The 23,870-nt window shown below is 37.9% G+C and carries 24 protein-coding genes and 1 pseudogene; 7 read left to right on the forward strand and 18 right to left on the reverse strand.

The features are described from left to right. Positions 1-142: 142 nt before the first annotated feature. Positions 143-748, forward strand: coding sequence for a recombinase family protein (locus AC07N0_RS22915; protein WP_494591189.1), 606 nt, complete (start codon positions 143-145; stop codon positions 746-748). Between the two features lie 99 nt (positions 749-847). Here AC07N0_RS22915 and AC07N0_RS22920 read toward each other — a convergent pair whose 3' ends face one another. Both AC07N0_RS22920 and AC07N0_RS22925 read right to left on the reverse strand, forming a co-directional pair. Continuing rightward, positions 848-1,966, reverse strand: a complete 1,119-nt coding sequence (locus tag AC07N0_RS22920; protein WP_494591166.1) for a radical SAM protein — start codon at positions 1,964-1,966, stop codon at positions 848-850. A 447-nt stretch (positions 1,967-2,413) separates the two neighbouring features. Further along, positions 2,414-3,085: a recombinase family protein gene (locus tag AC07N0_RS22925; protein ID WP_494591167.1), complete on the reverse strand. Its 672-nt coding sequence runs from the start codon at positions 3,083-3,085 to the stop codon at positions 2,414-2,416. A 205-nt stretch (positions 3,086-3,290) separates the two neighbouring features. Here AC07N0_RS22925 and AC07N0_RS22930 point away from each other — a divergent pair, with 205 nt between their 5' ends. Further along, on the forward strand, positions 3,291-3,779 hold the full coding sequence (locus AC07N0_RS22930; RefSeq protein ID WP_494591168.1) for a hypothetical protein: 489 nt from the start codon (positions 3,291-3,293) through the stop codon (positions 3,777-3,779). A 711-nt stretch (positions 3,780-4,490) separates the two neighbouring features. Here the strand turns inward: AC07N0_RS22930 and AC07N0_RS22935 are convergent. The 6 genes from AC07N0_RS22935 to AC07N0_RS22960 form a co-directional block, all read right to left on the reverse strand. Further along, complete coding sequence (locus AC07N0_RS22935) at positions 4,491-5,057, reverse strand: hypothetical protein (RefSeq protein WP_494591169.1); 567 nt, start codon at positions 5,055-5,057, stop codon at positions 4,491-4,493. A 173-nt stretch (positions 5,058-5,230) separates the two neighbouring features. Beyond that, the gene (locus AC07N0_RS22940) at positions 5,231-5,398 is read right to left on the reverse strand and encodes a hypothetical protein (protein WP_494591170.1); all 168 of its coding nucleotides are present in this window, start codon (positions 5,396-5,398) and stop codon (positions 5,231-5,233) included. A 281-nt stretch (positions 5,399-5,679) separates the two neighbouring features. Next, entirely contained in the window at positions 5,680-6,651 is a 972-nt protein-coding gene (locus AC07N0_RS22945) for an ArdC family protein (RefSeq protein ID WP_494591171.1), read from the reverse strand. Between the two features lie 251 nt (positions 6,652-6,902). Next, positions 6,903-7,343 (reverse strand): JAB domain-containing protein, encoded by a 441-nt coding sequence (locus AC07N0_RS22950; RefSeq protein ID WP_494591172.1) that lies wholly within the window; start codon positions 7,341-7,343, stop codon positions 6,903-6,905. A 32-nt stretch (positions 7,344-7,375) separates the two neighbouring features. Further along, on the reverse strand, positions 7,376-8,014 hold the full coding sequence (locus tag AC07N0_RS22955) for a DUF8464 domain-containing protein (protein ID WP_494591173.1): 639 nt from the start codon (positions 8,012-8,014) through the stop codon (positions 7,376-7,378). Positions 8,015-8,095: 81 nt separating this feature from the next. Further along, complete coding sequence (locus AC07N0_RS22960; protein WP_494591174.1) at positions 8,096-8,293, reverse strand: helix-turn-helix domain-containing protein; 198 nt, start codon at positions 8,291-8,293, stop codon at positions 8,096-8,098. A gap of 759 nt (positions 8,294-9,052) precedes the next feature. On the opposite strand from AC07N0_RS22960, the gene AC07N0_RS22965 reads away from it, so the two are divergent. Then, positions 9,053-12,424: a hypothetical protein gene (locus AC07N0_RS22965; protein ID WP_494591175.1), complete on the forward strand. Its 3,372-nt coding sequence runs from the start codon at positions 9,053-9,055 to the stop codon at positions 12,422-12,424. 55 nt (positions 12,425-12,479) lie between these two features. On the opposite strand, the gene AC07N0_RS22970 is transcribed toward AC07N0_RS22965, so the two are convergent. From AC07N0_RS22970 to AC07N0_RS22980, 3 genes are all read right to left on the reverse strand, one after another. Next, positions 12,480-12,938 carry a hypothetical protein gene (locus AC07N0_RS22970; protein ID WP_494591176.1) on the reverse strand — a complete coding sequence of 153 codons (459 nt, stop codon included), beginning with the start codon at positions 12,936-12,938 and terminating at the stop codon, positions 12,480-12,482. Between the two features lie 341 nt (positions 12,939-13,279). After that, entirely contained in the window at positions 13,280-14,263 is a 984-nt protein-coding gene (locus AC07N0_RS22975) for a nucleotidyl transferase AbiEii/AbiGii toxin family protein (RefSeq protein WP_494591177.1), read from the reverse strand. Continuing rightward, on the reverse strand, positions 14,260-14,991 hold the full coding sequence (locus AC07N0_RS22980) for a DUF6088 family protein (RefSeq protein ID WP_494591178.1): 732 nt from the start codon (positions 14,989-14,991) through the stop codon (positions 14,260-14,262). Before AC07N0_RS22980 ends, AC07N0_RS22975 begins: the two co-directional genes overlap by 4 nt. Positions 14,992-15,329: 338 nt before the next feature. Here AC07N0_RS22980 and AC07N0_RS22985 point away from each other — a divergent pair, with 338 nt between their 5' ends. Continuing rightward, positions 15,330-15,905: a DUF6088 family protein gene (locus AC07N0_RS22985; RefSeq protein ID WP_494591179.1), complete on the forward strand. Its 576-nt coding sequence runs from the start codon at positions 15,330-15,332 to the stop codon at positions 15,903-15,905. Between the two features lie 109 nt (positions 15,906-16,014). Here the strand turns inward: AC07N0_RS22985 and AC07N0_RS22990 are convergent, their stop codons facing one another. Both AC07N0_RS22990 and AC07N0_RS22995 read right to left on the reverse strand, forming a co-directional pair. Further along, complete coding sequence (locus AC07N0_RS22990; protein WP_494591180.1) at positions 16,015-16,488, reverse strand: DUF1281 family ferredoxin-like fold protein; 474 nt, start codon at positions 16,486-16,488, stop codon at positions 16,015-16,017. Positions 16,489-17,133: 645 nt separating this feature from the next. Beyond that, positions 17,134-17,451 (reverse strand): hypothetical protein, encoded by a 318-nt coding sequence (locus tag AC07N0_RS22995; protein ID WP_494591181.1) that lies wholly within the window; start codon positions 17,449-17,451, stop codon positions 17,134-17,136. A gap of 640 nt (positions 17,452-18,091) precedes the next feature. On the opposite strand from AC07N0_RS22995, the gene AC07N0_RS23000 reads away from it, so the two are divergent. Next, complete coding sequence (locus tag AC07N0_RS23000; RefSeq protein ID WP_494591182.1) at positions 18,092-19,276, forward strand: tyrosine-type recombinase/integrase; 1,185 nt, start codon at positions 18,092-18,094, stop codon at positions 19,274-19,276. A gap of 293 nt (positions 19,277-19,569) precedes the next feature. On the opposite strand, the pseudogene AC07N0_RS23005 reads toward AC07N0_RS23000, so the two are convergent. After that, positions 19,570-19,785, reverse strand: a pseudogene (locus AC07N0_RS23005) (SOS response-associated peptidase family protein); the annotation flags it as partial. 258 nt (positions 19,786-20,043) lie between these two features. Next, entirely contained in the window at positions 20,044-20,418 is a 375-nt protein-coding gene (locus tag AC07N0_RS23010; RefSeq protein ID WP_494591183.1) for a helix-turn-helix domain-containing protein, read from the reverse strand. Between the two features lie 157 nt (positions 20,419-20,575). Here AC07N0_RS23010 and AC07N0_RS23015 point away from each other — a divergent pair, with 157 nt between their 5' ends. Both AC07N0_RS23015 and AC07N0_RS23020 read left to right on the forward strand, forming a co-directional pair. Then, positions 20,576-21,091: a hypothetical protein gene (locus tag AC07N0_RS23015; protein WP_494591184.1), complete on the forward strand. Its 516-nt coding sequence runs from the start codon at positions 20,576-20,578 to the stop codon at positions 21,089-21,091. Between the two features lie 78 nt (positions 21,092-21,169). Further along, positions 21,170-21,970 carry a lipid II flippase family protein gene (locus AC07N0_RS23020; protein ID WP_494591185.1) on the forward strand — a complete coding sequence of 267 codons (801 nt, stop codon included), beginning with the start codon at positions 21,170-21,172 and terminating at the stop codon, positions 21,968-21,970. A gap of 372 nt (positions 21,971-22,342) precedes the next feature. Here the strand turns inward: AC07N0_RS23020 and AC07N0_RS23025 are convergent, their stop codons facing one another. From AC07N0_RS23025 to AC07N0_RS23035, 3 genes are all read right to left on the reverse strand, one after another. After that, positions 22,343-22,915 (reverse strand): recombinase family protein, encoded by a 573-nt coding sequence (locus tag AC07N0_RS23025; RefSeq protein WP_494591186.1) that lies wholly within the window; start codon positions 22,913-22,915, stop codon positions 22,343-22,345. A 321-nt stretch (positions 22,916-23,236) separates the two neighbouring features. Next, positions 23,237-23,674, reverse strand: a complete 438-nt coding sequence (locus AC07N0_RS23030; RefSeq protein ID WP_494591187.1) for a hypothetical protein — start codon at positions 23,672-23,674, stop codon at positions 23,237-23,239. Next, the coding region (locus AC07N0_RS23035) for a hypothetical protein (RefSeq protein WP_494591188.1) at positions 23,671-23,870 on the reverse strand (200 nt) is incomplete at its 5' end. The genes AC07N0_RS23030 and AC07N0_RS23035, both read right to left, overlap by 4 nt.

Consider the following 23,870-nt stretch of genomic DNA (forward strand, 5'->3'; position numbering starts at 1 on the left):
AGTAGTGGGTAGTTTAGGGGATTTATAAGCAACTATATCATAATAAAAATTCAGTAATGCAAAAGCTAATCTACATTCCACCAATTAGAAACAAATATAAGTTTCTCAGTTCTTCATACTTTAAACTTCGATAACGATATGAATATACGCAAGGGTTTCGACCCAGGACCAAAATTTAGATTTACAACCCGATGAATTAACGAAATTGGGATGTCAGAAAATTTACCAAGAAAAAGTGTTTTCGGGAAAAGAACGCCCTCAATTAATCAAAATGATTGAGAGTCTTCGAGAAGGTGATTCGGTGATGGTTTGGAAGTTAGACCGATTGGCACGATCATTAAAAGAGCTAATAAATCTGGTAGAAACTTTTAGAGTAAAAAAAGTAAATTTTACCTCAATTAAAGATTCCATTGATACATCTACCGTTCAAGGACGATTATTATTGAACATTTTTGGTTCATTAGCCGAATTTGAGCGAGATACTATCCGTGAACGCACCAAAGCGGGACTTTCGGCAGCCAAGGCAAGGGGTAGAATGGGTGGCAAAAAGAAGGGATTAAGTCCAGAAGCGAAGAAAAAGGCAGAAACGGCAGTAATGTTATACAAACAAAAGAAATCCGCAGTTGAAATTGCAGGAATTATTGGAGTAGGTAGAGCCACAGTTTACCGATATTTGGAAGAAATGTGGCAAGAACGAAATTTACAAAGTATTGATAATCAATTAATTACAGTCCTTATTTTATTTTAGGCCCAAATGGTGATTCCAGCCCAATAGGTATTAACACTGAAAATATAGTACAACTAAGATTGATTGAACTTTAGATTATTCTTTTAAACAGTTATTTTTTCAATGACTAGTGAATCGATACAGCAATTTTAATCGCTCCAATGCCTGAAGCTCAAAATACAAAGGGATAAATTGATGGTAAAGGCTACACTGAGGGTCTTTATTATCTTTGCGGTACACAGGGCATCCACTGGTACAAATATGTTTGTACCGACATTTTTTGCAATCTTCAGATTTCTTATCTTCGTCGTGTTTGCCCAGCGCTATCATTTCCACAAGGTCCAGTCGTTCATCGAAGATGGTGAAAGACGAAGGTGTTTCCTGCCCAAATTCCACATGGCAATATTTCAGCGTGCCATCCACGTAAATCGCCCCTCCTGAAAAACCAGAAGCACAGGTCTGAAACCCTAAATCATTGGGTTTGAGGTCACAGAATTGAAAGCGTTTTGAAAAGCTCCAACCGCTTTGAATGGCTTCTCGCATGATAGACAAAGAAGCATTCAGGTATTTTTCTAACTGAATAGCATCAATGTCCTCTCCTTTGACGATAGAATATCGAAAAGGCACATCCAGGGCGATGAGGTACTGGGTTAAGGCTGGCAATCCTGCCAAATTTTGATTTGTGATTACAGTATTCACCGAAACAGGAATCTTTTGAGATAGTAGCTTTCTCAAATTACTATCAACCACGTTGAAAGACCCCTTCCCCGATAAATATCTTCTGGTCAAATCGTGCGTTTCACCGACACCATCCAAAGATACGCCAAAGCCAAGACAATATTCTTTAGAAAAGTCGATAATCTCATCATTTAGCAAGGTCAGGTTAGTTAAGAAAGATACTTCTAAACCACAGCCCACCTCCTGCAATGCCTGTTTTGCGTAGGGAATAAATTGTTTCCAGCTTTTGAATTGGCTAAGAGGTTCGCCCCCAGCCAAGCGAAACTTGATTGATTTCAGCTTTTGCCTTTTTACTGTTTCTACCAGTTTATACAATAACTGCTCTTTTACGGCATCGGTCATGCCTTTGGTGGTATTGAGGGTAGAGATATAGCAATAGCTACACCCCAGATTACAGGTATCGGTGGTGTGAATCCAAAAATTGAGAGACTTGGTTTTCTCAGGTTTTTTAGGTTGGCTAAAACCCTTATTAAAACGAATAATCTCCGTTTTTTCCAGCATGGTAAAAAACCGATAGAGCTGCGCTGGCTCTATTCCCCAATTGTTTGCGATGGTTTCGATATTGTCCTGGCCATTGACCGATTGCAACAGGTGATACTGTGCCTCGTTTAACAACCGGAATGAGTTTGGATAAGAACAGTTCACCGCATAGGCATGGCTATCGCCAGACTGTTTAAGCAACAGGTCTGGCGATAGTTGAGGGATTAAATGTTTCATCTTTCGGTTAAGTTTTACTCATCAATTGAGGGGGTAACTGAAACCGTTATATCATCCGGTTCAAGGGTTTCTGGCGTTTCCGTCTCAAACCTGTTATCGCAGTCACCATAGGTGATGGGAAAGGTTATGGATGGGCCTGAATGACCAGATTGACTGAGCAATGCCAAATCGTCAAAGAGAATGTCGTTGTTGTTTGTTGTGAGCATGATATGTTGTTTTAATTGTTTTAGTCTATGCTGGTTGTTCCTTTTCCTGTCTGCTGATACGGGTTAGTAAGTTATATACTGAGCTGGGATGCCATTTGCCACCAGTTTGGTAAGTCGAAACTCCCTTTTTATTCAACGCTTCGCAAACGGCTCGGCAAGTCACGATACCGCGTTTTTTTAATCGTTGTATGACTGGCGACATTTTACGGGCAAAATCCTCGGCAGCCTGTTTGTTGGCAACCGATAAAAACAGTTTACCGTTTCTACCAAGTTCAACACCTCGGTTCTTTGCAGCCCTGAGTGCATCCTTTGTCGCTTCGCTAATTCGCTGTCGCTGGTCTTCGGCGACTGCTGCCAAAATATGGATGGTAAAACGGTTAGCATTGGGAGTATCCACCACCTTAATCTCGATTTTTGACCGGAAGTTGAATAACCTCGCAATCAGTTCCACATCCCGCCCCAATCGGTCCAGCCTTGACACGACAAGGGTTGCCTTGTTCTGCTTGCACAGGGCAAGCACACTGAACAACCCTGCGCAGTATTTACGGGTGGATCTTACTTCTACCACCTCTGTCAACAACTGAAAATCGTTGGCCATGCAAAAGTGTTTAACTGAATCTTGCTGTGCTTCCAGTCCCAGGCCGCTTTTGCCCTGCCTGCCTGTTGATACTCGATAATAAGCAATTGCCTGTTTCATAGACTTCCCTTTTGTTCATGGGTAAACCATCGTCTATATTTGAACATAAACAGCTTAAAATCCACTTAAGGGGAAAAATTAAATAATTGAAAATCAGTGCTTTTAAATTTCATCAAAGGGGAAAAATAGGGTTTTTTGTTTATGGGTTAACGATGGTTTACTTATAAACAAATCGCTGTGAAAATTTTAACCGTGGATGGTATCAATGTCTCTTGCCCTTTCCCTGATTATTTCCTTCCTTGCATTGCTGGCGACCTTTTATCAGGCGCACCTGCAACGTGTTCACAACCAAAAATCGGTCAAGCCATTGGCAGAAATCAATCTGAGAGATCGCGACGGTGAAATGTTCGTGCGCATCGCCAATAACGGCGTTGGTCCCTTAATCGTCGATAAGGTGGTTTTCACAAAGGGCGATAAGCAATACGAGCATATTCAGGACTGTCTGGATATAGACCCCAAGACCTATTTCCATGTCGAAGTTGGCGATACGAACAAAAAGGTCATCATTGCCGGAGGATTTTTAGAATTGTTTTCCAACGAACTCAATCCCAAAGAAAGCACAGAAAAGATTGAAATGTTCCAGAAGCAACTTTCGGTCCTTCACCTGAAAGTGCATGGACATGACATCTACAGTAATGAGATTACCGTTGAAAAGAGCCTGAGCTGGTTTGCTCGGCACCACTCATTCGCGTGAGGGATTGTCGCGGAAATCCTTTTTGAGGAACGAGAAAAGATTGCAGTAAAAGCCCGACCCTTCGGGTCACGCCCCAACCAGAGGAAAGTCCTCCCATTCAGGTCATTCGAGAAGTCCCTTCAATACCCTCGTTTTGATTATTTTACGGTTAAGTCATTATAAGTATTTGCAATTAAGAATATTGTTGAAAGGGTAGATTTGTTCTAACATACGACTTCAGGGCATGATAACCCTTACTTTATACGGTTTGTGACCGTGACCTCACTCCTCGACATATGGTCGGGGAGGTATTGGTGCTATGTTCAGGTTCTTCGGAACTAAAGACCAATACGACCTCTTATAAAGTAGGTTTATCAACTCCCCGATCACCAGGAAATCCTTCTCGGTGATATTGTCAGGAGGTTTTCTATGTGGTGGTTTCTGTTATTTGCAATACTCGCTTTTTTGATGCTTTTTATGTTGGGCTTGGCAAGAGTGGCCGGAAGATATGATGAAGAGGTTGAGGCGATGTATTTAAGAGAGCAAGAGTTCCGAAACACCCAAAGCGAGGTCAAAGAAGAATAAAAAATCTGGTCAAGGTTTCCTTTGACCAGATTTTACATTTATCGAGCTTTGCTATTACGAACTTTGTGGCTCTGACTATTTGACCAAATTCAAACTTTTTACGATAGGTATGCTTATAGTTTCTCCTATCAGTAAATCTTATACATTTTACTGACCAATATCTGCAAATTGTTCGGTAAGAACCAATTTCATTATTAAGTAGCCACAAATAAAGCCCCAAGTAGAAAAGAAAAGGATGATACCTACACACAGCATAGTTGCTTGGTATTCGTTTTGGGCAGTATTATTTGTAAGCACTAAACCTTTGCCCATTATCGATGCTACCTTAAGGGCAAATTTAGGAATCTCCTTAATTTCGACTAATGTTGCACCGATGATTATTTTCGCTAACCAATCAGAAATTTGTGTGAGGTTATTATTTTCCTGAAGGTTGATTTTAAGTGCAGCAACACGAACTTTTTCTTTATCATTTTCGGATAAAATAGGTGGGTTCACCGCTTGTGGGTTTATATCAGTAATAGGCTTAGGGACACTAAAAATAAACCCTAATAATCCACCCATAACCAAATAAGCAAATGACCACAATAGTAACAGACCTATACTCATGCCTGAAGTAGCAGAAAACAAAATCACTGAGATTAGTCCCAAGGCTGTACCAATCAATAACCATGTTGCTGTCCATTTATAACGCTCGAAATTGTCCTTCTTGTCCATGATAAATATTTAAGAGAGAGGGTTATTTTAAAGTATAAAAATAGAATGTTCATGACTTAAAAATAATGTTTATTATACAAAATAAATAGCGCTTTCCTTTATATATTTTATATTCAATTTTGGTACGCAAAAATCTGGTCAAGGGAAACCTTGACCAGATTAGATTTAAGGTATTAGGCTTTGTTCTTACGAACTGTCAGGGCCACTTTTTGTCCCAGACTGTCGAGCGATAGATTAAGCCCTTCACCGTCGGTATGTTCCCAGGCAACACCAGCTTTAATCCATTCAGGTTTTGTATTATCTCCGTTGTGTTTTACGAAGTACACTGTGTGGGTTGGCATTTTAGGGGTGTTTTCTTTTTGGTTAGACATCATCAAATCTCCTTTCTTTGTTGTTGATGATAGAAGCGTACAAAGCGAATAAGGTGGTGAAAGCTCCCCGAAGGAAAAAAATCGTAGTGCGCTATCTATTTTTTTCCGAAGTCGTTAGAGCCTTTTATGTAGTAAAAGGAGGGATAAGCGCCATCACAACCGTTGAAGCTAGGCTTCTATCAATCATTCAACGAACAAAAGAAATTGGTGATTGATAATGACTAACCAATGCAAACCCCTCAATTGCTCCCTCACGAAGGAGTAAACTTTTCCTGAGATTGCAAACCGTGAATGTATTCAACTGCTTTTTGTGCATGGGATGCCGCTGAGAAGATGAATCGCTTATCGTCTTGGAGGACTTTCAGCCATGACTGAATGTAAGCTGCATGTCCTTCTTCTGGCATAGGCTCGAAACCTAAATCTGCTGCTAAGAAACAAGCGCCTAATTCTGCCACCAGTTCTTCTTTCGCATAGCCTTCATCTGAGTGATATTTGCGTCCCAAATCACGATTTAAGCGTGTTGTATGTTTGGTCCAATGGGTAAGCTCATGGGCCAAGGTCGCATAATAGCTGGGAGCATCAACAAAGCTCTCAAAGGGTGGCATTTGAATGTTATCTAATCCCTGATTGTAAGAAGCCTTTGTACCGGTATAAATATCGGCTTTCGTTTGTGCAAAGAATTGCTCAAGCGCTTCTATGCGTTGTTGTGGATTAGTGATGACAGGTTCTGGAATTTGATAGAATACTTCCGGCAAGCCATCAATCTGTGCGACATTGAAGACAGTGTAGGATTTTAAGAATGGGATTTTAGTGACTTTGGTTTCACCATCTGTTTCATCTTCTTTGAAGATATTATCAGCATAGACCACCTGAGTTCCCTTCTCGCCTTTGCGTACTGTCGCTTTCAACTCAATGGCTTGTTTGAAAGTCATCCAGTGCGGATAAACATAGCCTTTTTCTGCGGAAGTTCCCCAAAGCATGAGGGTATTGATGCCTGTATAGGGAATATTATTCCAGCGCAAGGGGCGGGTAATTTGTCCTGCTAGATGTTCTGAGTTCCACGGCTTACGCCATGTGAGATTACCTTTTTCTAAATCTGCAAGGATTTTATTGGTCACTCGTGCATAAATATCCTGTTGAGAGGTGGTTTCATTCGTCAATTTAGCCTCCTTTGTTAGGCGTTTTGAAGGTTTTCTGTTTGGTTTTTTAGTAGAAGTTTTCATTTTCAATGCTCCGTAAGTTAGGATTACGGGGATTGATAGACCTGAAGTTAAAGCGAATGAGCCAGCAAGAATTTTGGTTGGGCGGGGAATGCAAAGCAGGCGAAAATTATTGTTGGTGGAATGAGCGCTTCAGGTAAATCTCCGTCCTTAAATCCTAACTTTTCTAATGGAGCATTGATGATGAATATCAAAACCAAACAGAAAAAAAGAAGAAGACTTACCTAAGCGAAATGAGACTGGAAAACACTGAATCACACCGGAATGAGTGATTTATCCGAGAGAGAGGTATATCCATCAGCCGTGATAATTAAGTGGTCGAGGACTCTAATACCAAGCAAGTCCCCTGCCTGCATAATTCTGTGAGTTAACTCAATATCGGCTTTGCTTTCTCTTAAGTTCCCAGAAGGATGGTTATGCGCCAGGACAATCGCACAAGCATTTGCCTTTAAAGCAGTAACGTAAATCAGCCGTGGGTCGATAGGACAGGCATCTAACCCCCCATTGGCAATTTCGGTAATACCCAAACAGGAGTTTTTCCTATCAAGTAGCATTATTTTGAACTGCTCCAACAATTCTATTTTGTTGTAATCCCAAGTATCTCTCAAGATTTCGTAAGCCTCAAATGAATTCGTTATCAAGGGTCTATCTTGGGCTTTAATATTACTGCGATATACCAATTCGATTTCGGCCACTTTGAATAGTCGAGTGAGTTTATTGCTCTTGCTCATTTAATGGCTCCTATCAATCCCATTATTTTCATGTGCCAGGTATTTACATCCTGATAAGGTTGGTAAACCTTATTCATGTTGACCTGTTTAAGGGATGGTTCCGTGCTAAATAATTCTGAAAGCATTCCACCTGCTTTCAGTCCAGCTTCATTATTTTCAAACCATGTAAAGCAATGCCGGTATCCGTAATGTTGGATGTAAGGCAAAGTCTTTTTCATGCGTGAGAATGAATGCAAAATGATGCTATCGCCTTTGGGTCGCTTACCATTGAGCTGAGTGATGACTGAAAGGAAATCCAATGCATTCTTGTACACATGAATGACTTCTGGCTTTGGTACAGCTCCCCTAATAAAAGAAATACCCTCAGCTCCTACATGGCCATTGAAGAATGGATTTATCAGCTCAAAGCCTCCTTCTTCACTGGGAAAGCCTAAGGCTAAAAAACTTTTACCTGTTTCTTTTTCCTGCACATGAAGTTCTTTGAAATATTGTTTGGCCAGATTTAAAGGGATACCTCGACTTTCGAGGAACCGAATAAGTCCAATATGTTTAATGTTTTTTTTTGATTTTAGGACCAGTGAAATATTAGGCTTGCTCAATATTTCGGAAATAGGTATATCTGTAGGATGTTCCATATTATTGTGTTCCCTCAAGAAAGCGGTGATATTGCGAGCTAGGGGAAGAAGAGTTTTCGTAGAACTTTTCTTCCCTGCCCTTTACCGGCAGAGCTGTCGTTCTATGAATTTATTCAAAGCTGATAAACGATACCTGACAGACCTTCCTACTTTTAGGGGTTGAAGGTCATACCGTTTGGTACAATCCCAAACGGCTAAAGTTCCGACGGTAACACGTAGATACTTGGCTGCGGCTTTACGGTCGAGCAAAGGCTCTAAAACATTTTTATTGTCTGGCATTGGCAATTCCTTTTAATGAGTATTCACCACCAGAAATTTCTATGAATTTCTTAGTCAGAAAGATTGATAAAGGATTTTATTGGGCGGGGTCAATACAACCAGAGATTGATTAACGAAGGATAAACTCGGTAAATGTTCGGGACTAAAACTTGCCCTTCAAATATTTGCTTTCTTCCATCAATTATCATGAAAACGGTGGGTTCCAGTCTTTTTCTCAGAATATTTGGGTTTTTAATCAATCTAAAATCATACCCTTGTCTATCATCAGATTTATTAAGTCTATTGCTTACTGCCTGTATTTAATCTATCGTAGTAATTAGCAATTTTGCTAGGGTTTAGAAACCTCTTTATGAGCGGCTTTTGTGTTGCCGTATGAACACTTCTCGGTCTGTGGTCGGGAAGGCGCATGTGTATGTCCAAGCCTTAATTGGCTAAAGATGTGCGCGACCTCTCATAAGGTTTTTCTAACTTCCCGATCATCTAGACGAGGTGTTAGAAATGGAGAAACAAATATATATTACCCCTTTAGCATACGCACTAATAGTTTGTGCTAGTTACACTGAGCACACACCATCAAAGAAACTCTCTAACGAAAAAGATAGGGTGAAAGACCAAGAGCCTTGTGGCGTACAGCCACGAAGTGATGAACAATACAATAAAGAAGATCCATAAATTTTAAGTCAGATGCCAAGTATAGAAGGCATTAACAACATTTTACACTACACGATTAGTCAATACATTTTTTTAAATAGGTGCATCATGAGAGAAAATACTTTTCTTTGCTTATTTCTTGTTACATTGATGCTGTCAGGATGTCTTCCCGGAGAAAAGCAACAAAATGCAGTCATAGAAAAAGCAATGGCTAACACGAAGGAAGTATATGCTTATAAAATAGCTACAGATTTAACGAATACCGTTCTTACTACTGCTTCAACGAAAATACTTTCAAACAATCCTGATTTAAAAACCGTCCTCTGTGCTTCAACGGGGGAAAATACCTCACAAAAGGTCATTGCTTACATTCCTGCAACGTCAAAACTGGCTCGTGAGGGTAAATTACCAGCCTCACTTGGTTTAAGAATGATAGAACAATTAAAAAGCGATTTCGGTTCACAGGCTGTAGGAATGGCTCAAGACATGAATACTGTGCTTGCTGAATGTGGCATAACAAGGGATATGGTGGCATTAAATGCTCCTGTACTTATGACGGAATCCTTTGCCGAACAACAAGCTAATCAGCAAGAAAGTAACCTGCTAAAGATTCAGGTACGTTCTTGTGAAGATGTAAACGGACAGAAAGTGCCTGGCATTATCGTTCGTAAAACTTCCAAAGATGGCAAATCCACCACAGAAAGACATTGTGGTCAGGCAATTGCACAAATCAATAAACTTGATTTAGGCATTGCCACCGCCTTGATACCCAACTGGAAAAAACGCTTGGCTGGGGATATCAATGCGACAGAGCCTTTTAAATGCATCGTTCGCCATAAAGAAAATATCAATAATCCTTGCGTTCCACTATCTACCATTGATAAAGGCGAGGTGCTAAAATGCACCGAAAAAAAGGATTTACAGGATTACGTGGTTAATCCTGTCTATACCCCATCCGCAGAGAAGTTCACGAGCGGAACAGATAAATCCTGTGGATATGGCTGGATAGGTCAGTTGGTTGCTCGTATCAAGTCTAAGAGCTGTACCATCATGAAAGGTGGCAAGCAAATCGAACCTGCTACTATTCATTCCGTTTATTATGTGGGTGCAAAATGTAGCCGAGAAAATATTCAAAATGTCTTCAATCAATGTCCTGCTGGGAGTGATTATCGGGATGGTACATTTTATGCCAGTTACGGCCGTGCCAGTATGAAAACACCCATCGCCATGGAAACTACCGAAAGAACCGATGACAACATGTACAGTGCTATTGCTCCTCCTGATTACCGCCAGCGTGTAGGGATTGATGAGGTTAACAAGGATATTGAAGGCATTAAATCTGCGATGAAGGTTAATAAGGTTTTCTTTACGGAAGATGATAGTCTAAAAGGTTATTCAGATAATAACCAGTTTGCCAATGCCCTTATTCGAGCCATGGGAAAAGAGAACATGGAGCTGGAAGATTTTGCCTGTAATATCCAAGGCAGTAACTGTATGACCCCAGACGCCCCCGACCATATTGTTGTTATTCTCGACCAGTCAGCCAGCATGGGTTCTTCAATCGATACAGTGACGGCAACCCCTGCAATGGCCTCTGCCTATGAGTGTCGTGCCGGCTTAAAAAACCTGTTTCGTTCAAGCATTGCCAGCGAGACTTGTAAGATGGTTAAAGAGTTTAGCAGACAACAGACTATCCAAGGTAGTGCTGAGTTAGTGGACTATCTGAAAACACCGTGGGCTGGACAAAGTGCGCCGAGTGGAAAGCAAATGGATTTATACCATCAAATTGAAGATGCTCTAATCAATCGAGAAAAATACCGTCCTTATTTGCAAAGGGCTTTGGCCACTGGCTGGACTTGTGCGGGCCGGAATGGAGAAGAATTTCCTTACAATATGTTTGGTAGTTGCGACGGACCCAATAACTGTTATACCTGTGCTGGACAATGTGAACAAAAGCAAATCTTTTTCTTACCTAAAGATTTACAAGTTAAACGCATTGAAGCTGCACAGATGATTCTTGAGAAGTTATCCCGTATGCGCATTAAGCCTGGCACACGCATTACATTCGGCTCTTTTGTCAATGATGTGCCAAGCGTTCGTTCGATGGTATATTGTCCTTTTGAGTATCAAGGAAACGGGTTTTGTGACAATAAAAGCGAACAAGAAAGCCTAAGCAGTTTGTTTATCCGTCGGAATAATACAGAGGTATATGTTCGTGACATTAAACAAACCTACATCATACCTACAGAGAAATTTACGCCTTATCAAATTTCAAAAGGTGGATTTGGTTTTTGGGAAACCTTTGAAGAAGCCAAACAGCAACATACAGAGCAAGATGAACAAAACAAATACGATTTTGGCGAATGTTTCAACATAGATGATTGTGGTGGAGAGGAAGGACAATGTGAGTATGTCGGGGGGAATGCTCCTTCTGCTTATAATACGCCAGAGTGTAGAGGGGCAAGAGAATGTCAGGCTAATCGTGCTCAGCAATTGGCTATTTATAAAGACCATTCATGGTATCAGGGGCATGTCACGGAAACCACCACTTATTACGGTGGGGATGGATACGATACCTATTGCACCAATCGTCGATTGAAAGATACGGCTGGGCAACTAATCAAAGTGTGTCGCTTGCCGAATGACCCTTTACCCTCTGGATCGATGCCTGATTGCAAGGTGTATTGTGACGAAGTGTCTAATTGTACTCAATACATTTATCGTGATGGCAGTATAGATAATGAGGAATTATTGGCCTGTCTTGATAGATGCCGTCCACATAATACCTCAGGGAGTATCTCGGTTGAGGCCTGTTATACGGCTCAAAACCTGTTCAATGGAAAAGCCTCCGTTGACTGCAAGACCAGTACCCTTCCAACAATACTCGATTATCGTCCTTCTGATTTTTATAGTGGCCGTCAAATTCAGGTAGCGTTGACCCGTAAAGTCCGCAGTAAAGCAAATGATGCTGACTCCTCCCCTGCCCCAATGAACCAAGTTGTTCAGGGAGCAGATTATGGAGGAAACACCCCCTTGTTTCGTACCATTGACGAGACGTTGAATACGCCTGAAATTCAGATAGACATGGCTGAACAAAAGAAGGTCAGGTTTATCGTCATGACCGATGGGGTTTCAACGGATAGGGATACCGTGACCGATGCCCTCTGTGGGACTGGTAATGCGTTGACTGCACGTATTGCCAAGAATGCGAATGCAAAGCTACTGGTGGTAGGTTTCAATCCATTATCGCCCGTACTGAATAGCTGTCCTCAGGGCGATTTATTCATTAACGATTTTGATTTAGTCGATAAAGGCAATAAGATGAAACGATTTATTGGCGCCGAAGACAATTCTTTGAATGCTACCGCAGGAAAGCAGTTCTGTATCGACCATTTTGGATTAGGAGCTATTTATAGCGATGCGTCTGTCCTCAATAATACCGGACTAGAAGCGTTATGCAGGGGCTATGAAAGGGAGTAAGCAATCAAAAGGCTCTCACGGATAAGTGAGAGCCTTTTGAGGAAAGCCTTGTATCTCAGTATCTAAAGTCAATGATAGCCTGGTCGTTGCTTTGGCATGCTTTTCTATATTCTTCCGAGCTGTAGGGCTTTGAATAGGTTTTCTCCGTCGAAAAGATAGTGAACTGGGTTTGGGCATTATGGGCGAATAAATAGAAAATCCTTTTATTGACATCATCCTTTACCAGCACATAAGAGGCTGACGGTCTTTTAGCATCTGAGACACTGGGGTTCTCTCCCATGTCTTGTTGATTGCCTTTAAACGTCCATTCCTGAAAACCACTCGAATTTACTTTGATGTTTCCGTTGGCAGGATTAACAAAACTGATTTTTACATTTTCGTTTCTGTTTCTTGTCCGAAGGCCTTGCTGAGTCTGGCCATTGGATGAAGTAAAACTAATCACCTTGTTACTGTCGGCTGCAACGGTGAACAAAGCTCCATCGATATAGATGGCGATTTGCTGATAGCCACTCAAAGTATCACCAGCAGGTTTAGGGGCTGGTGGTTCGGGGATGGGTGGAAACGTTTTGGTCGGCTCAACGGCGACAGGCGGATTAGTTGGTGTAAAGGGGGTAACTTCCTTTTCTTTACAACTGGTCAATAGGCTACTGGTCGCTAGTAACAGGCTGAAGAAATAATTCCGGTACGTTGAGAAAGAACCTTGAGACATTGTGATACCTCCTTGTGCATACATCCAATGACCAGATAAGAGCAAAGAAAACCGTTAATTTCAATTACTTTAATTTTAGACAAAGTTTATAGCAATCTACTCGACTATTCGCAAGACGCATTTTATGTCGTTAATAAGCGGACAGTTTAGGGAATTTCAATACCCCATTCAATATCAGTCATTCTATTTCTGATGGCTTTGAGCATCTCTAAAATATCTTTTTCATCAGGAAATGAAGATCCGAACACTAATGCTTTAAAATCTCCCCTGTACACGCCTTTTAGTTCTTCCCATACACCCTCTGTATCAGCAAACAATAAGGCATCATTAGGGTGATTTACTAGCCATTGATTATTATTTCTAAAACTAACTACATCATCTTTTGCTACCTTTAGGAGCATTTCATCAAACTCTTTCGATTTAAAGAAGGCTATATTTTCTTCATCTTTTAGCAACTGGTTTAAATCGTAAGTATGACGTATTTTCTTTTTCAAATCTTCAATCGGGTTGTCTCCATAAGAGAATCTTACAAGGCTCATTATTTTCTCACAAATCGTTCTTCTTGGTTCGAGCACCTGTACAGCAAATGGCATTAGGCCATATTGTTCTGCTAATTCATTCTGCCCAGCATTGACCATCATATCATAGATAAAACTATTGATTTGCCGTGTTGTATAAGGTTCATAGTATCCCAGCCAAGTTGCTTCCAAGATAATTACATCCCTTACCTGTCCATAATGACCAGTAAAGAGTTTTGTGTAGCTATGGGCTGTCTTTCGGTTCATACCCATTTTGTGGGTAATGCCATCTACCTCTACTTCTGGTAACTCCTCCGAAACAACTTGTCCAATAGTCTTTAGTTTTCCTTTAAGTTTAGAATCTGTTTCTCCCTCTCTGCGTAATACTACTAAATCGATATCCTCAGAAAAGCGTTCAATTTTTTGGAAGCATTTCAATAAAGAAGTCCCTCCCTTAAAAATAGTTTCTGAGCCTATTGCACTGGAAAATATTTTGTAAAGTGCATAGGTTACCCAGTAGTCTTTTTCTACATAGATTGCTGGAATATTTTTCTGGTCTGCTGTCGCACGCACAGCCTGTTCAAAAAGTTCTTTGTTCTCGTGTAGTTTCATTTGATATTCCAATCTGAAGCGGTGTAAAGAACTTGGTTAGCAGATTTGAGCTTATATATAGTCACAGGATTGAGATGCTTACGCAAATTGTTGAGCCAATCATCTTTCACGAGATCCAAATCATCCATAATAGCTCCTAGCAACGCGATTGTTGATGGTGGATACTTTAAAGCTAAATCCATGAGACTTGACAGTTCACTATCTACCATATCTTTCATGATACTTCGCAATCGCTTAATAATCATATACGAAGAAGTATCAGGGATTTTTTTAATATTCCTGATAGCATCTAAAATTTGTAATAATGGAATATTTTTTTTTGTGATTACATTTTTTTGTAAGATGAAGGATATCGTATAATTCCCTCGCTTCAAAGGAGGTCGAAAGTCGTTTCGTCCAATTTGAATAAGGTTGCTTACTTGTGTCGTTAATCCTAATTCTCGAAAAACGCCCACCCCTGTTAAATATCCAATAATGCGTCCATCATCTTCTAGTAAGTCTTTTACGATTTGTTGTTGTTCTGGTTGCAATGTACCAAAAACCGTTATTTCCGGCTTATAGAATTTTCCCTTTGATAGCTTTTTGAGTTGGCCACTAGAAGCCATGCGATTAAGAGCTTTGATAATGGCCTCTTTTGAACTTGAGTCATCCAACAAATCTAGATAGCTAAACACCTCCCCATTAGGGATTTTTAGTAGCTTATTCTGTATGGGTGATTTTGTTTTCATGCTTCAAAGATAACACAAATAATACAAAATGTCCAGTTTTTTATATAAAAAACTGGACATTTATACACATATAAAATTGCTACAAACTTGTAAATACTGCCATTACTACTACCATTTCTACCCAAACTCCTTAAATAGTCTAGTTTTCGGCACTCGTTATATAAATCTGTAACGCATTTATGTGCTTCGCTTGCCCCATTATCCCAACACAATATAAATACAAGTAATCTCAATCATTTGTATTATTGATAATTAAATGATATTTATGCATGAATTTTAAATGAAATTTCGTGCATAAAGACATAAATTCATATACACTATATTAAAAAGGAATAGTTATGAAACTTGATGAACTTAAAGCACATTTAAAGCCTGGAGAGGTTTATCGTAGAGCAGATTTAGAACAATGGTCTAAGTCTGTAGATCGTCATATCCAAGAACTTGTAAAAAGCAAGGTGCTTCATAAATTGTCACAGGGCCTCTATTACTATCCAAGTAAAACAGTTTTTGGACAAACACCGCCAGACGAAGAAATCTTGGTGCATCAGTTTCTGAAAGATGACCGATTTTTAGTGATGTCCCCTAATCTCTATAATACCTTAGGCGTGGGCACTACCCAGCTCTATAACAAGCGTGTTGTGTATAATCATAAACGTCATGGAGAGTTTATGCTTGGCAAGAGAACCTTTTCTTTTTTTATAAAGCCTCACTTTCCGAAGAAAGTAACCAAGGAATTTTTACTTGTGGACCTTGTTAATAATTTAGAAAATTTGGCAGAGGATAAGGAACAAGTTTTAGAAAATATCACATCAAAGAAACAGTTCTTTGATGTGAAGAAATTAGAACGAGCTACCAAAAATTATGGTAGCGTTAGAACCAAAAAACTTTTATCAGCAGAGACCAATACAGCTTAGACTAGTGCTAAATAATTTTAGTAACAAAACTGGTCTATACAGTTTTGCTATTATAATAGCTTTTAAAGGTTTGTTCCATTAAGGCAACAAACCTTTAAATCTCTTACTGTCAGAAAGATAGTTTTCGTTCCAAAAGTATTTCCAATATCTCGTACTCAATGGTGTAGACTTCTCCTTCAAAGTGATAGGTGTCAGTTTCTTCCTCAAAAGAATACATTTCCAATTCTTCATTGCTTAAACATACATCGTCCAGTATTCCATTTTGGTAACTTGCTCTACCGTATATACAGTTACCCATTTCTTCATAGTCATGAATGAAGTTCAATAGATACCGTTCTGCTATCGTCCTTAATATTTCGGTATTGGGAACCCATTTTGTCTCATATTGAAATATGCCCTCGTCTCCCTCATTCCAATAAATATCGAAAAAATAACTTCCGTTAGTATGGTCTGCAAAGTCAGGCAGTTGCCCTTTATACGTTTCGTCTTGTCTTTCATTCATCGTTTGGAAAAGCTGTTGTACTTGCTTGATTGCTTCGAGACTTCCCTCGAAGACAACCGTATTACTGCACCAGTTTGCCATAGGTTGTGTTATTAAGTTTGATGTGATTTGATTTTTCTAGATTTATTCGGCAATGAGAGGTGGTGCTGTTTCGTTTCACTTTATTACCAATTTCAATGCTGTATTTTTTCATGTCTGACATTTTTTTTATTCGTGTAAAGAGTCGGAGTATGCTTTGTTTCGTTTCATGAGCATAAAAGGTTAGTGTTTAGCAGGAACAAGGTTTTACCAAATAAATACAATCCGAATGGGTGGAGATTTTTTGGTAAACCCAAGGCTTGACCTTGTTCCTGGGTTAAGAACACGTTCATACCTTTGCTCTTGAAATGGGACAAAACAGCATCTGGCTCTTGGATAAAAGCCTATGTGGAAGCCAATGCAAAAAGCATTTAGGAAATGGGCAACTATAATGACAAAACCTGTATTTTCAGGTAGCAGAATTTCTAAATAGGCGTTTCCGGTATCTTAAATCAATATGGTTTAGCAGACACATAAACGACACTAAAAATGCTAAGGGAAATTAGGAAAGGTTTTTAAGTGTGGTTTCTTAGGATATCCTGACAAAGGGAAGTGCAGTAGAGGAAAAAAAAATATGCTTTGAGGATTAAGTACGGACATAAAAAAAGCAGGAAATAATCCTGCTTGTAAAATAAATCTGAACTGGCTCTAACTTACTTCCAATTTTGAAAAATAACCCCTGAAATGTACCATCAGGATTTCTATAAATCTTCCGATAATATAGCCTTTGGTAGCTTCATCGGGTACCGTATTTTTATGCCATAGCATTACTATCTCAATACCGTTAGTGTGATCTTTAGGCTGCAAAAAAACTTTTCCAGACCATTGTTCTGGGAAATGGTTGTAGAGAATCTCACCTTGGGTACTTGTTTTAATCTCCCAGGTATGTAATTCTCCTTTTTTGATTTTGGCATTGATGCTATTATATAAAGCATCCCCATTTTCTGTATGTATAATTATATTCATACGATAATTTTTTTATGTATATGTACGTAACTACTTGACAAACAGCATACCACCATGTGTTTAATGACAAAATGACACACATTTCTCAAAAGGGGATGACAATTTGTTACGAGACAAAAGCATCCTCTATTGACTTGAATTTATGCGATACTAAATCCATTCTTTACTGATTTTCTGACTCGTGACCTTAGCATAAATCTGTGTAGTAGAAATATTTTTATACCCCATCATTTTCAAAAGGGTTTTGACGAATCAACCCCTTTTTTATTGCCAGCTCTGCCAAATCAATCAGTGGACTTTCAAGAGACATTTATCTATAATAATACAGGCTAATGTATAGATATGGATTTTTTCCCTTGAAAAGTAAAAGATAAAATCAAGGGTAAGTAGAGAGAAAAGGTTTTATCTTTTCATTTCGTGGCAAAGGCTTAGGGGTTGGTTTTGAATCCCCTTGGGGACGCCACTACTTGATTTACGGGTATTACCCAATCTTAATCAAGCTAATGAAAATAAATGTTTTTCTCTCCTTATTGATACATTGGTCTTACCGCCAATTATTGGTTCTAGGGTAAGATTTAGGGTAAGATTTTATTACCCATAATAATCTTACCCTGGTAGCCAAGCTGCCAAGGAGTAACACATGTCCCTTTCGGACTTAGCCATTCGCCACGCCACCCCTAAACAAAAACCATTCAAACTATCGGACACTGAGGGACTATTCCTCGACGTCAGACCTACAGGAAAGAAAATATGGAGGCTTAAATACTATTTTCTCGGGAATGAACGCCTTTACACAATTGGTCACTATCCAAGCATTAACTTGGTCAAAGCTCGTGAAAAGCGAGATGAGTTAAAATCAGTCATTGCAGAAGGTAAGAATCCTTCCGAGATAAAGGCTCAGCAAAAGCGTTTAGCCATCTTTCATAATGCTCAGACATTTCAGGTTGTTGCCGAAGAATGGCACAATCGTAAACTTGATACTTGGACAAAAGCGTATGGCAGAACCATTTTGTACAGGTTGCAGATGAATGCTTTCCCTTGTTTTGGGAATAAGCGCATTTCGACGATAACAGTACAAGATATTATCCATTGCTTGCATAAAATTGAAGACCGAAATGCCCATAATTTAACAAAGCGAATGTTGCAAATTATCGGTCAGATATTGCGATATGCTGTTGTTACAGGTAGGGCTGAGAGAGATGTTACGCCTGACCTTCGTGGGTCTTTGAAAGGGTATAAATCTGGTCATTATGCATGCATACAGCCAGAAGAAATTCCAGATTTTCTAAAAGCATTGAATTCAAATAATGCTCGATTATACCGTCAAACAATCCTTGCAATACGTTTGCTAATGTTAACTTTTGTCAGGACAAAAGAACTTATTGAAGCGACTTGGGATGAATTTGATTTTGACCGTAAAATCTGGATCATTCCACCTGAAAGGATGAAGATGAGACGACCACATGAAGTTCCGCTTTCCAGACAGGTTATTGAGATTTTGCAAGAATTAAAGCAAATGTTTCTCACAGCACAATATGTTCTTCCAAGCATCATACATTCTAAAAAGCCAATAAGCAACAATACTATTCTGAAAGCACTGGAATCTATGGGCTACAAAGGCCGTATGACTGGCCATGGTTTTAGAGCCTTAGCTATGAGTACTATCAAAGAAAACTTCGATTACAGGCATGAGGTAATTGATAGACAGCTTGCTCACCTTCCCCCAAACAAGGTTGACCAAGCCTATGACCGTGCCCAGTTTATGCCTCAAAGAACACAAATGATGCAAGATTGGGCTGATTATATTGACAAGATTTGCACTTAAAATGGTTTTCTATATGTTACATGCAATTCTACATTGCAAGGTATTACAACTTATATACTCCTACATCTTTGATACTTCAAATTTTAAGTAGTAAATTTGAGTAATAGGTGTAGAACTATTTAATCAAATAGCTCAAGCGATTTTCGTTTGAGCTATTTTCTTTTCAGGGAATTAGAGAGAAATGTTATCTCTAATCTGAACTTAGAAAATAACTACACTACAATTCCAGCTCTCATCTGTTCTTCATTAAAGGGTTTTATTATATGTTCTAAGTTTATTGGTCCTTGACTTAGCTATACATGATAATCTTCTTTTGCTATAATCAAAGGCATTCTTTTTTTTGTATTGTGAATGATTCCCATCAATGAATTTGCTTCTGTTGTTATAATAGCAAAAGTTCGAACAACAGAATTAGGCTTTAATGGGTTGTGCCAAATCGACCAAATGCCCCCAAGCGCAAAAGGTTCATCATCACTTAGCTTAACAAGATGTTTTAATTTACCAGAGAAATTGTGTTGCCACTAATAGAATCCGTCAACAAGAACTAAGCATCGCCTGTTACTTGATTTGCGAAATGCTGGCAAATCACAGAAAGCTTCACCTCTTGCATTCAGTGTTTGTCATTGCTCCAAATTTGTCTAGGACTGTAATAAACCGTATCTAATAAATCCTAATCAAATTAAGATGAAGGCTCACGTCAATAATTTTAGTAGTGTGTTGAATACAAAAAGGTCATCAACTATTTGTTGATGACCTTACTAAAATGTCTAGGTTTTGATTAACTCACCAAATTTTTCAATAATTGTTAAGTTTTTTTCTAATAGAGTGTCGTATTTATCAAACCTGCCTTCTATTGTCGTCAATAACCTTTCTACTATTTTAAAAACCTCATTTGGCTCTACCTTATTAAAGGTACTAGTTGAACTTTGTTTAAAAATAATACTAGCATCAAAATTAATAACAGTCTCAAATGTTACGCCCAAATATTCGGCAATTATTTTAATTCTTTGGGTATCTAATTTAGTCTCTTCTCGTTCTATTTTTCCATAGGCTTGTGGTGAAATATTTAAATGGGTAGCAACGGCTTCTTGTGAAATCCCTTTGATTTCACGAATCATTCTGAGTTTTTCTCCAATTTTCATGTGAGTGTAGTTTAACAACTGATTTTAGTTTTTAGATGTAATTAGAACATGCGTACATACAACTTTTTGCTCTATCAAATATAATATATAACGATGAACTTTGAAGAAAAAAAACATTTCCATTTAAATTATTTTTAAATACCTAAAACAAAAAATTATGAACAAGAAAATTGTTACATTTGTGGCTATTATTTCTATGGCTTTTTTTGCATTTGCTTGCATGAATGAGAAAGAAATAGAAAGTTTAGATGAATCTCAAAGTAAAGAAGTTCAGATGAAAACGATTGAAGCTGACCCTCTTGTAGAAAGGCTCAAAATTGTTGCCCAAGATTTCAAAGTAAATTATGGTATCGTAAAGTCTCAGGATAAAAACTCGAGAGATATCAGAATCATAATGAAATCAATGGAAAACTTTCGTGAGATGAAAGATATTACTCGACAACTTTCAAAAAAATACCCTAATTTGGAAAGTCTTTCAAAAGAACGAGCTATTAATAAAAAAAGCCAAAGAGATGGTGTGTGTACATTTTGGGAATATATGGAATATTTACTTAGATCATCTTGGGAGTGTGGCGAGGGAGATGCAACAATGGATATGGATAATGCTGATATCGATGCAATGCTCAAGGATATTGCAAATTGTCAAGACGCAATTTATTATTCTATTTGTTAATAAAACAAATTAAAAAATAAGCCAGGAAGTCTCTACAATATATTGAGTAGGGACTTCCTTGAATTTTCAAAAAGGGAAATGAGAATTATAATAATTTTACTAGTTTTAAACCTTATAATAAACCTTATAGCGACCCTCTCCTTTTCTGCAAGGATTGCAGGTATTAGAACAGGAAAAATTGCACTTGCTTTTTCATTATTTAACATTTTGAATGTTATTTCAAGAACTGCAAACGGCTTTCAAGCACCTTTGTTAGCAAATTATGTTGAAAAAACTATAAATAGTGATTTAGGGAGTACAACTTTTACTTTTAGACTAATTCTATTATCTTTTACTTTTGCAACCTTATTAGGAATATTTTTAACTCCAACGACACAGAGAATATTTTTTAGAGCAATAATAGAATTCTATAAAGTTAAAACCTTTGGTAAAATGTTTATATATTTTATTTCCAAGGGGTCTCTATTAAAAAAAGCAATAGGGTATTTTACCGCCCCAAGATATTCAAACATTACATTACTATTTAAACAAGAAAATTATCCTTGGAAAATTTTCATTCTTAATACTTTTGCAACTGCTATACTTTCTGTTGGAGTAATTGCATCAGTATATGCTGGGTATTTAAATCCTCAATATAGAAGTACAGCTAGTAATTTATCAGCATTAATAAATGGTTTTTCTACAATAGTTATGTTTGTTTTTATTGACCCATATTTGTCTATACTTACAGATCAATATATGTCAAAAGAGATAAATGAAACGACTTTTCGCTTCAATATAGTTTTCATTATGATATCAAGACTATTAGGAACTATATTAGCACAATTTTTATTAATTCCAGCCGCTCACCTAATAGCTTATGTTAGTTACCAAATGTAAAATTTTCACACTGTGTTAGCATATGTTTTTTATTGTGAAATAAATACATTAATAAAGATTTTTAATCTAACTAACTGTTCAATAAATTTTCAAACTTTAATAAACTCAATTAGTTAAAACTTACTATCATGCATGTACGTGTGTGCGCATGATATACAAAAAATCAACTAATTCCATTTAATATAAAGCCAAAATATTTATTAAAATCAGTTCGCAATTATCAATAGAACCATTCGCAATTAGAAAACCTTTTTATCAATTAAAATTAGATATAGATTATCCTATAGGTATTTAAAAACAGTTTTTCTTCACAAGCAATGTTACAAACTAATTATCAATGAAAAATTATGATTTAAAGCTAATATGTATTATTCATATATTTCTTTTCTGACCCATCGCTTCCAAATACCGATAAACAGTAGCCCTTCCAACATTTATTACACTGGATATTTCATCCACAGATTTCTTTTGTTGGTACAGTATTACTGCTGTTTCTGCTTTTTTTATAGCCTCTGGACTTAATCCTTTTTTCCTTCCGCCTGTACGACCTCTTGCTCTAGCTGAAGCTAGGCCAGCTCTCGTTCTTTCACGGATGATATCTCGCTCAAATTCTGCTAACGAAGCAAAGATGTTTAAGAACAATCGTCCTTGAGCTGTCGAAGTATCAATGGCATCTTTCATTGACACAAAATGTACTTTTTTATTATCTAGTGTTTCAATCAGCTGTATTAATTCTCTCAATGACCTACCTAAACGATCTAGCTTCCAGACAATAAGAGTATCCCCTGCTCTCAAATTATCCAGTAGTCTTACTAATTGATAGCGTTCCTTTCCTGAGGACACTTTCTCCTGATAAATTTTCTCACAACCAACCTTTTTTAGCTCGTCTGTTTGTAAATCTAAATTTTGGTCCTGGGTTGATACCCGAGCATATCCTATCTTCACCTTTGTATCATTTAGAGTATCAGTATTGTTTTTTGATACTTTGTTTTACAAGATAACAATTTGATACAATATAAAGCCAAAAATTCTTATCAAAAAATCCTCATAAAAATATCTCGTCAAACGGTCGTTTTATGAGATAATAGATTTCTGTACTTAAAGACTAAAACAGAGTTACCTTTGGCCCAGGTTTTTATAAAGAAGATTTTTAATCTTGTGAATTGAACCTCCAAACTTTTTCATTTACAGCAAGCCTCTCTTATATCTTAGGAGAGTAGATATGAGTATTGATGGGGTATATTCTATGTTCATTGTACACTCCTCTTACTGAACAGATATATCATCTGTAATCATCTTATCTACGTTTAATGTCGGGATGATATATTTTGAGTAAACGGTTGACTCTGTTTTAGCAAAAAGTATTCCACGTGTTGTCCCAGTAGTTATCATGGCTAAATGAACAAGAAAGCCCCTTGGAATTACAGACTCTTGCTCAGAATTTTTCTTAAATGATTGCCAAGAAGCATCTTCTACTTTGAAATGACAGCTAATTTGAATTTTTAAAAAAACTTTTTGGTCGTGAAGGAATTCCACTCCTATAAAAACACCAATAGTCATTACATTGGGATCTATCTTAAACTGTAATTCAGTTTTTAATTCAGTAGATTCTTTTTCAATGTAATACTCATCAAATATAGCAAACTGCTCGGTTTTTATTCCTTGAATTTTGAATTTCAACGGTTGATTTTCTTTTTCTATCATACGGCTTGCAAATAATTATCGTCAGAATAGTCTTCTATCAGGACTACTTTCATAGTTTCTTTATAGAAACTAGGTATCTTTCCATTGTGTTCTATATACACTTCTTCCTTAAACTGGAATTTATATACGTTAGGGGCTTTTTCTCTTTTCTGTTCGTAATAACTGGCCAGAATGGGAATATCTAGGATAGTTTGTA

This window comes from Arcicella sp. GW821-FHT09D11 (assembly GCF_059416265.1).

Excerpts from the sequence above, each read along its gene's own strand:
- AC07N0_RS22960 (WP_494591174.1), bottom strand. The coding sequence starts at position 8,293 with ATGCCAGACAATAAAAATGTTTTAGAGCCTTTGCTCGACCGTAAAGCC.
- AC07N0_RS22940 (WP_494591170.1), bottom strand. The coding sequence starts at position 5,398 with ATGCCAACCCACACAGTGTACTTCGTAAAACACAACGGAGATAATACA.
- AC07N0_RS22930 (WP_494591168.1), top strand. The coding sequence starts at position 3,291 with ATGTCTCTTGCCCTTTCCCTGATTATTTCCTTCCTTGCATTGCTGGCG.
- AC07N0_RS23000 (WP_494591182.1), top strand. The coding sequence starts at position 18,092 with ATGTCCCTTTCGGACTTAGCCATTCGCCACGCCACCCCTAAACAAAAA.
- AC07N0_RS23030 (WP_494591187.1), bottom strand. The coding sequence starts at position 23,674 with ATGATAGAAAAAGAAAATCAACCGTTGAAATTCAAAATTCAAGGAATA.
- AC07N0_RS22955 (WP_494591173.1), bottom strand. The coding sequence starts at position 8,014 with ATGGAACATCCTACAGATATACCTATTTCCGAAATATTGAGCAAGCCT.
- AC07N0_RS23010 (WP_494591183.1), bottom strand. The coding sequence starts at position 20,418 with ATGAAAATTGGAGAAAAACTCAGAATGATTCGTGAAATCAAAGGGATT.
- AC07N0_RS23020 (WP_494591185.1), top strand. The coding sequence starts at position 21,170 with ATGAGAATTATAATAATTTTACTAGTTTTAAACCTTATAATAAACCTT.
- AC07N0_RS22980 (WP_494591178.1), bottom strand. The coding sequence starts at position 14,991 with ATGAAAACAAAATCACCCATACAGAATAAGCTACTAAAAATCCCTAAT.
- AC07N0_RS22990 (WP_494591180.1), bottom strand. The coding sequence starts at position 16,488 with ATGGCAAACTGGTGCAGTAATACGGTTGTCTTCGAGGGAAGTCTCGAA.
- AC07N0_RS22925 (WP_494591167.1), bottom strand. The coding sequence starts at position 3,085 with ATGAAACAGGCAATTGCTTATTATCGAGTATCAACAGGCAGGCAGGGC.
- AC07N0_RS22985 (WP_494591179.1), top strand. The coding sequence starts at position 15,330 with ATGAAACTTGATGAACTTAAAGCACATTTAAAGCCTGGAGAGGTTTAT.
- AC07N0_RS22995 (WP_494591181.1), bottom strand. The coding sequence starts at position 17,451 with ATGAATATAATTATACATACAGAAAATGGGGATGCTTTATATAATAGC.
- AC07N0_RS22965 (WP_494591175.1), top strand. The coding sequence starts at position 9,053 with ATGAGAGAAAATACTTTTCTTTGCTTATTTCTTGTTACATTGATGCTG.
- AC07N0_RS22945 (WP_494591171.1), bottom strand. The coding sequence starts at position 6,651 with ATGAAAACTTCTACTAAAAAACCAAACAGAAAACCTTCAAAACGCCTA.
- AC07N0_RS23015 (WP_494591184.1), top strand. The coding sequence starts at position 20,576 with ATGAACAAGAAAATTGTTACATTTGTGGCTATTATTTCTATGGCTTTT.
- AC07N0_RS22935 (WP_494591169.1), bottom strand. The coding sequence starts at position 5,057 with ATGGACAAGAAGGACAATTTCGAGCGTTATAAATGGACAGCAACATGG.
- AC07N0_RS22975 (WP_494591177.1), bottom strand. The coding sequence starts at position 14,263 with ATGAAACTACACGAGAACAAAGAACTTTTTGAACAGGCTGTGCGTGCG.
- AC07N0_RS22920 (WP_494591166.1), bottom strand. The coding sequence starts at position 1,966 with ATGCTGGAAAAAACGGAGATTATTCGTTTTAATAAGGGTTTTAGCCAA.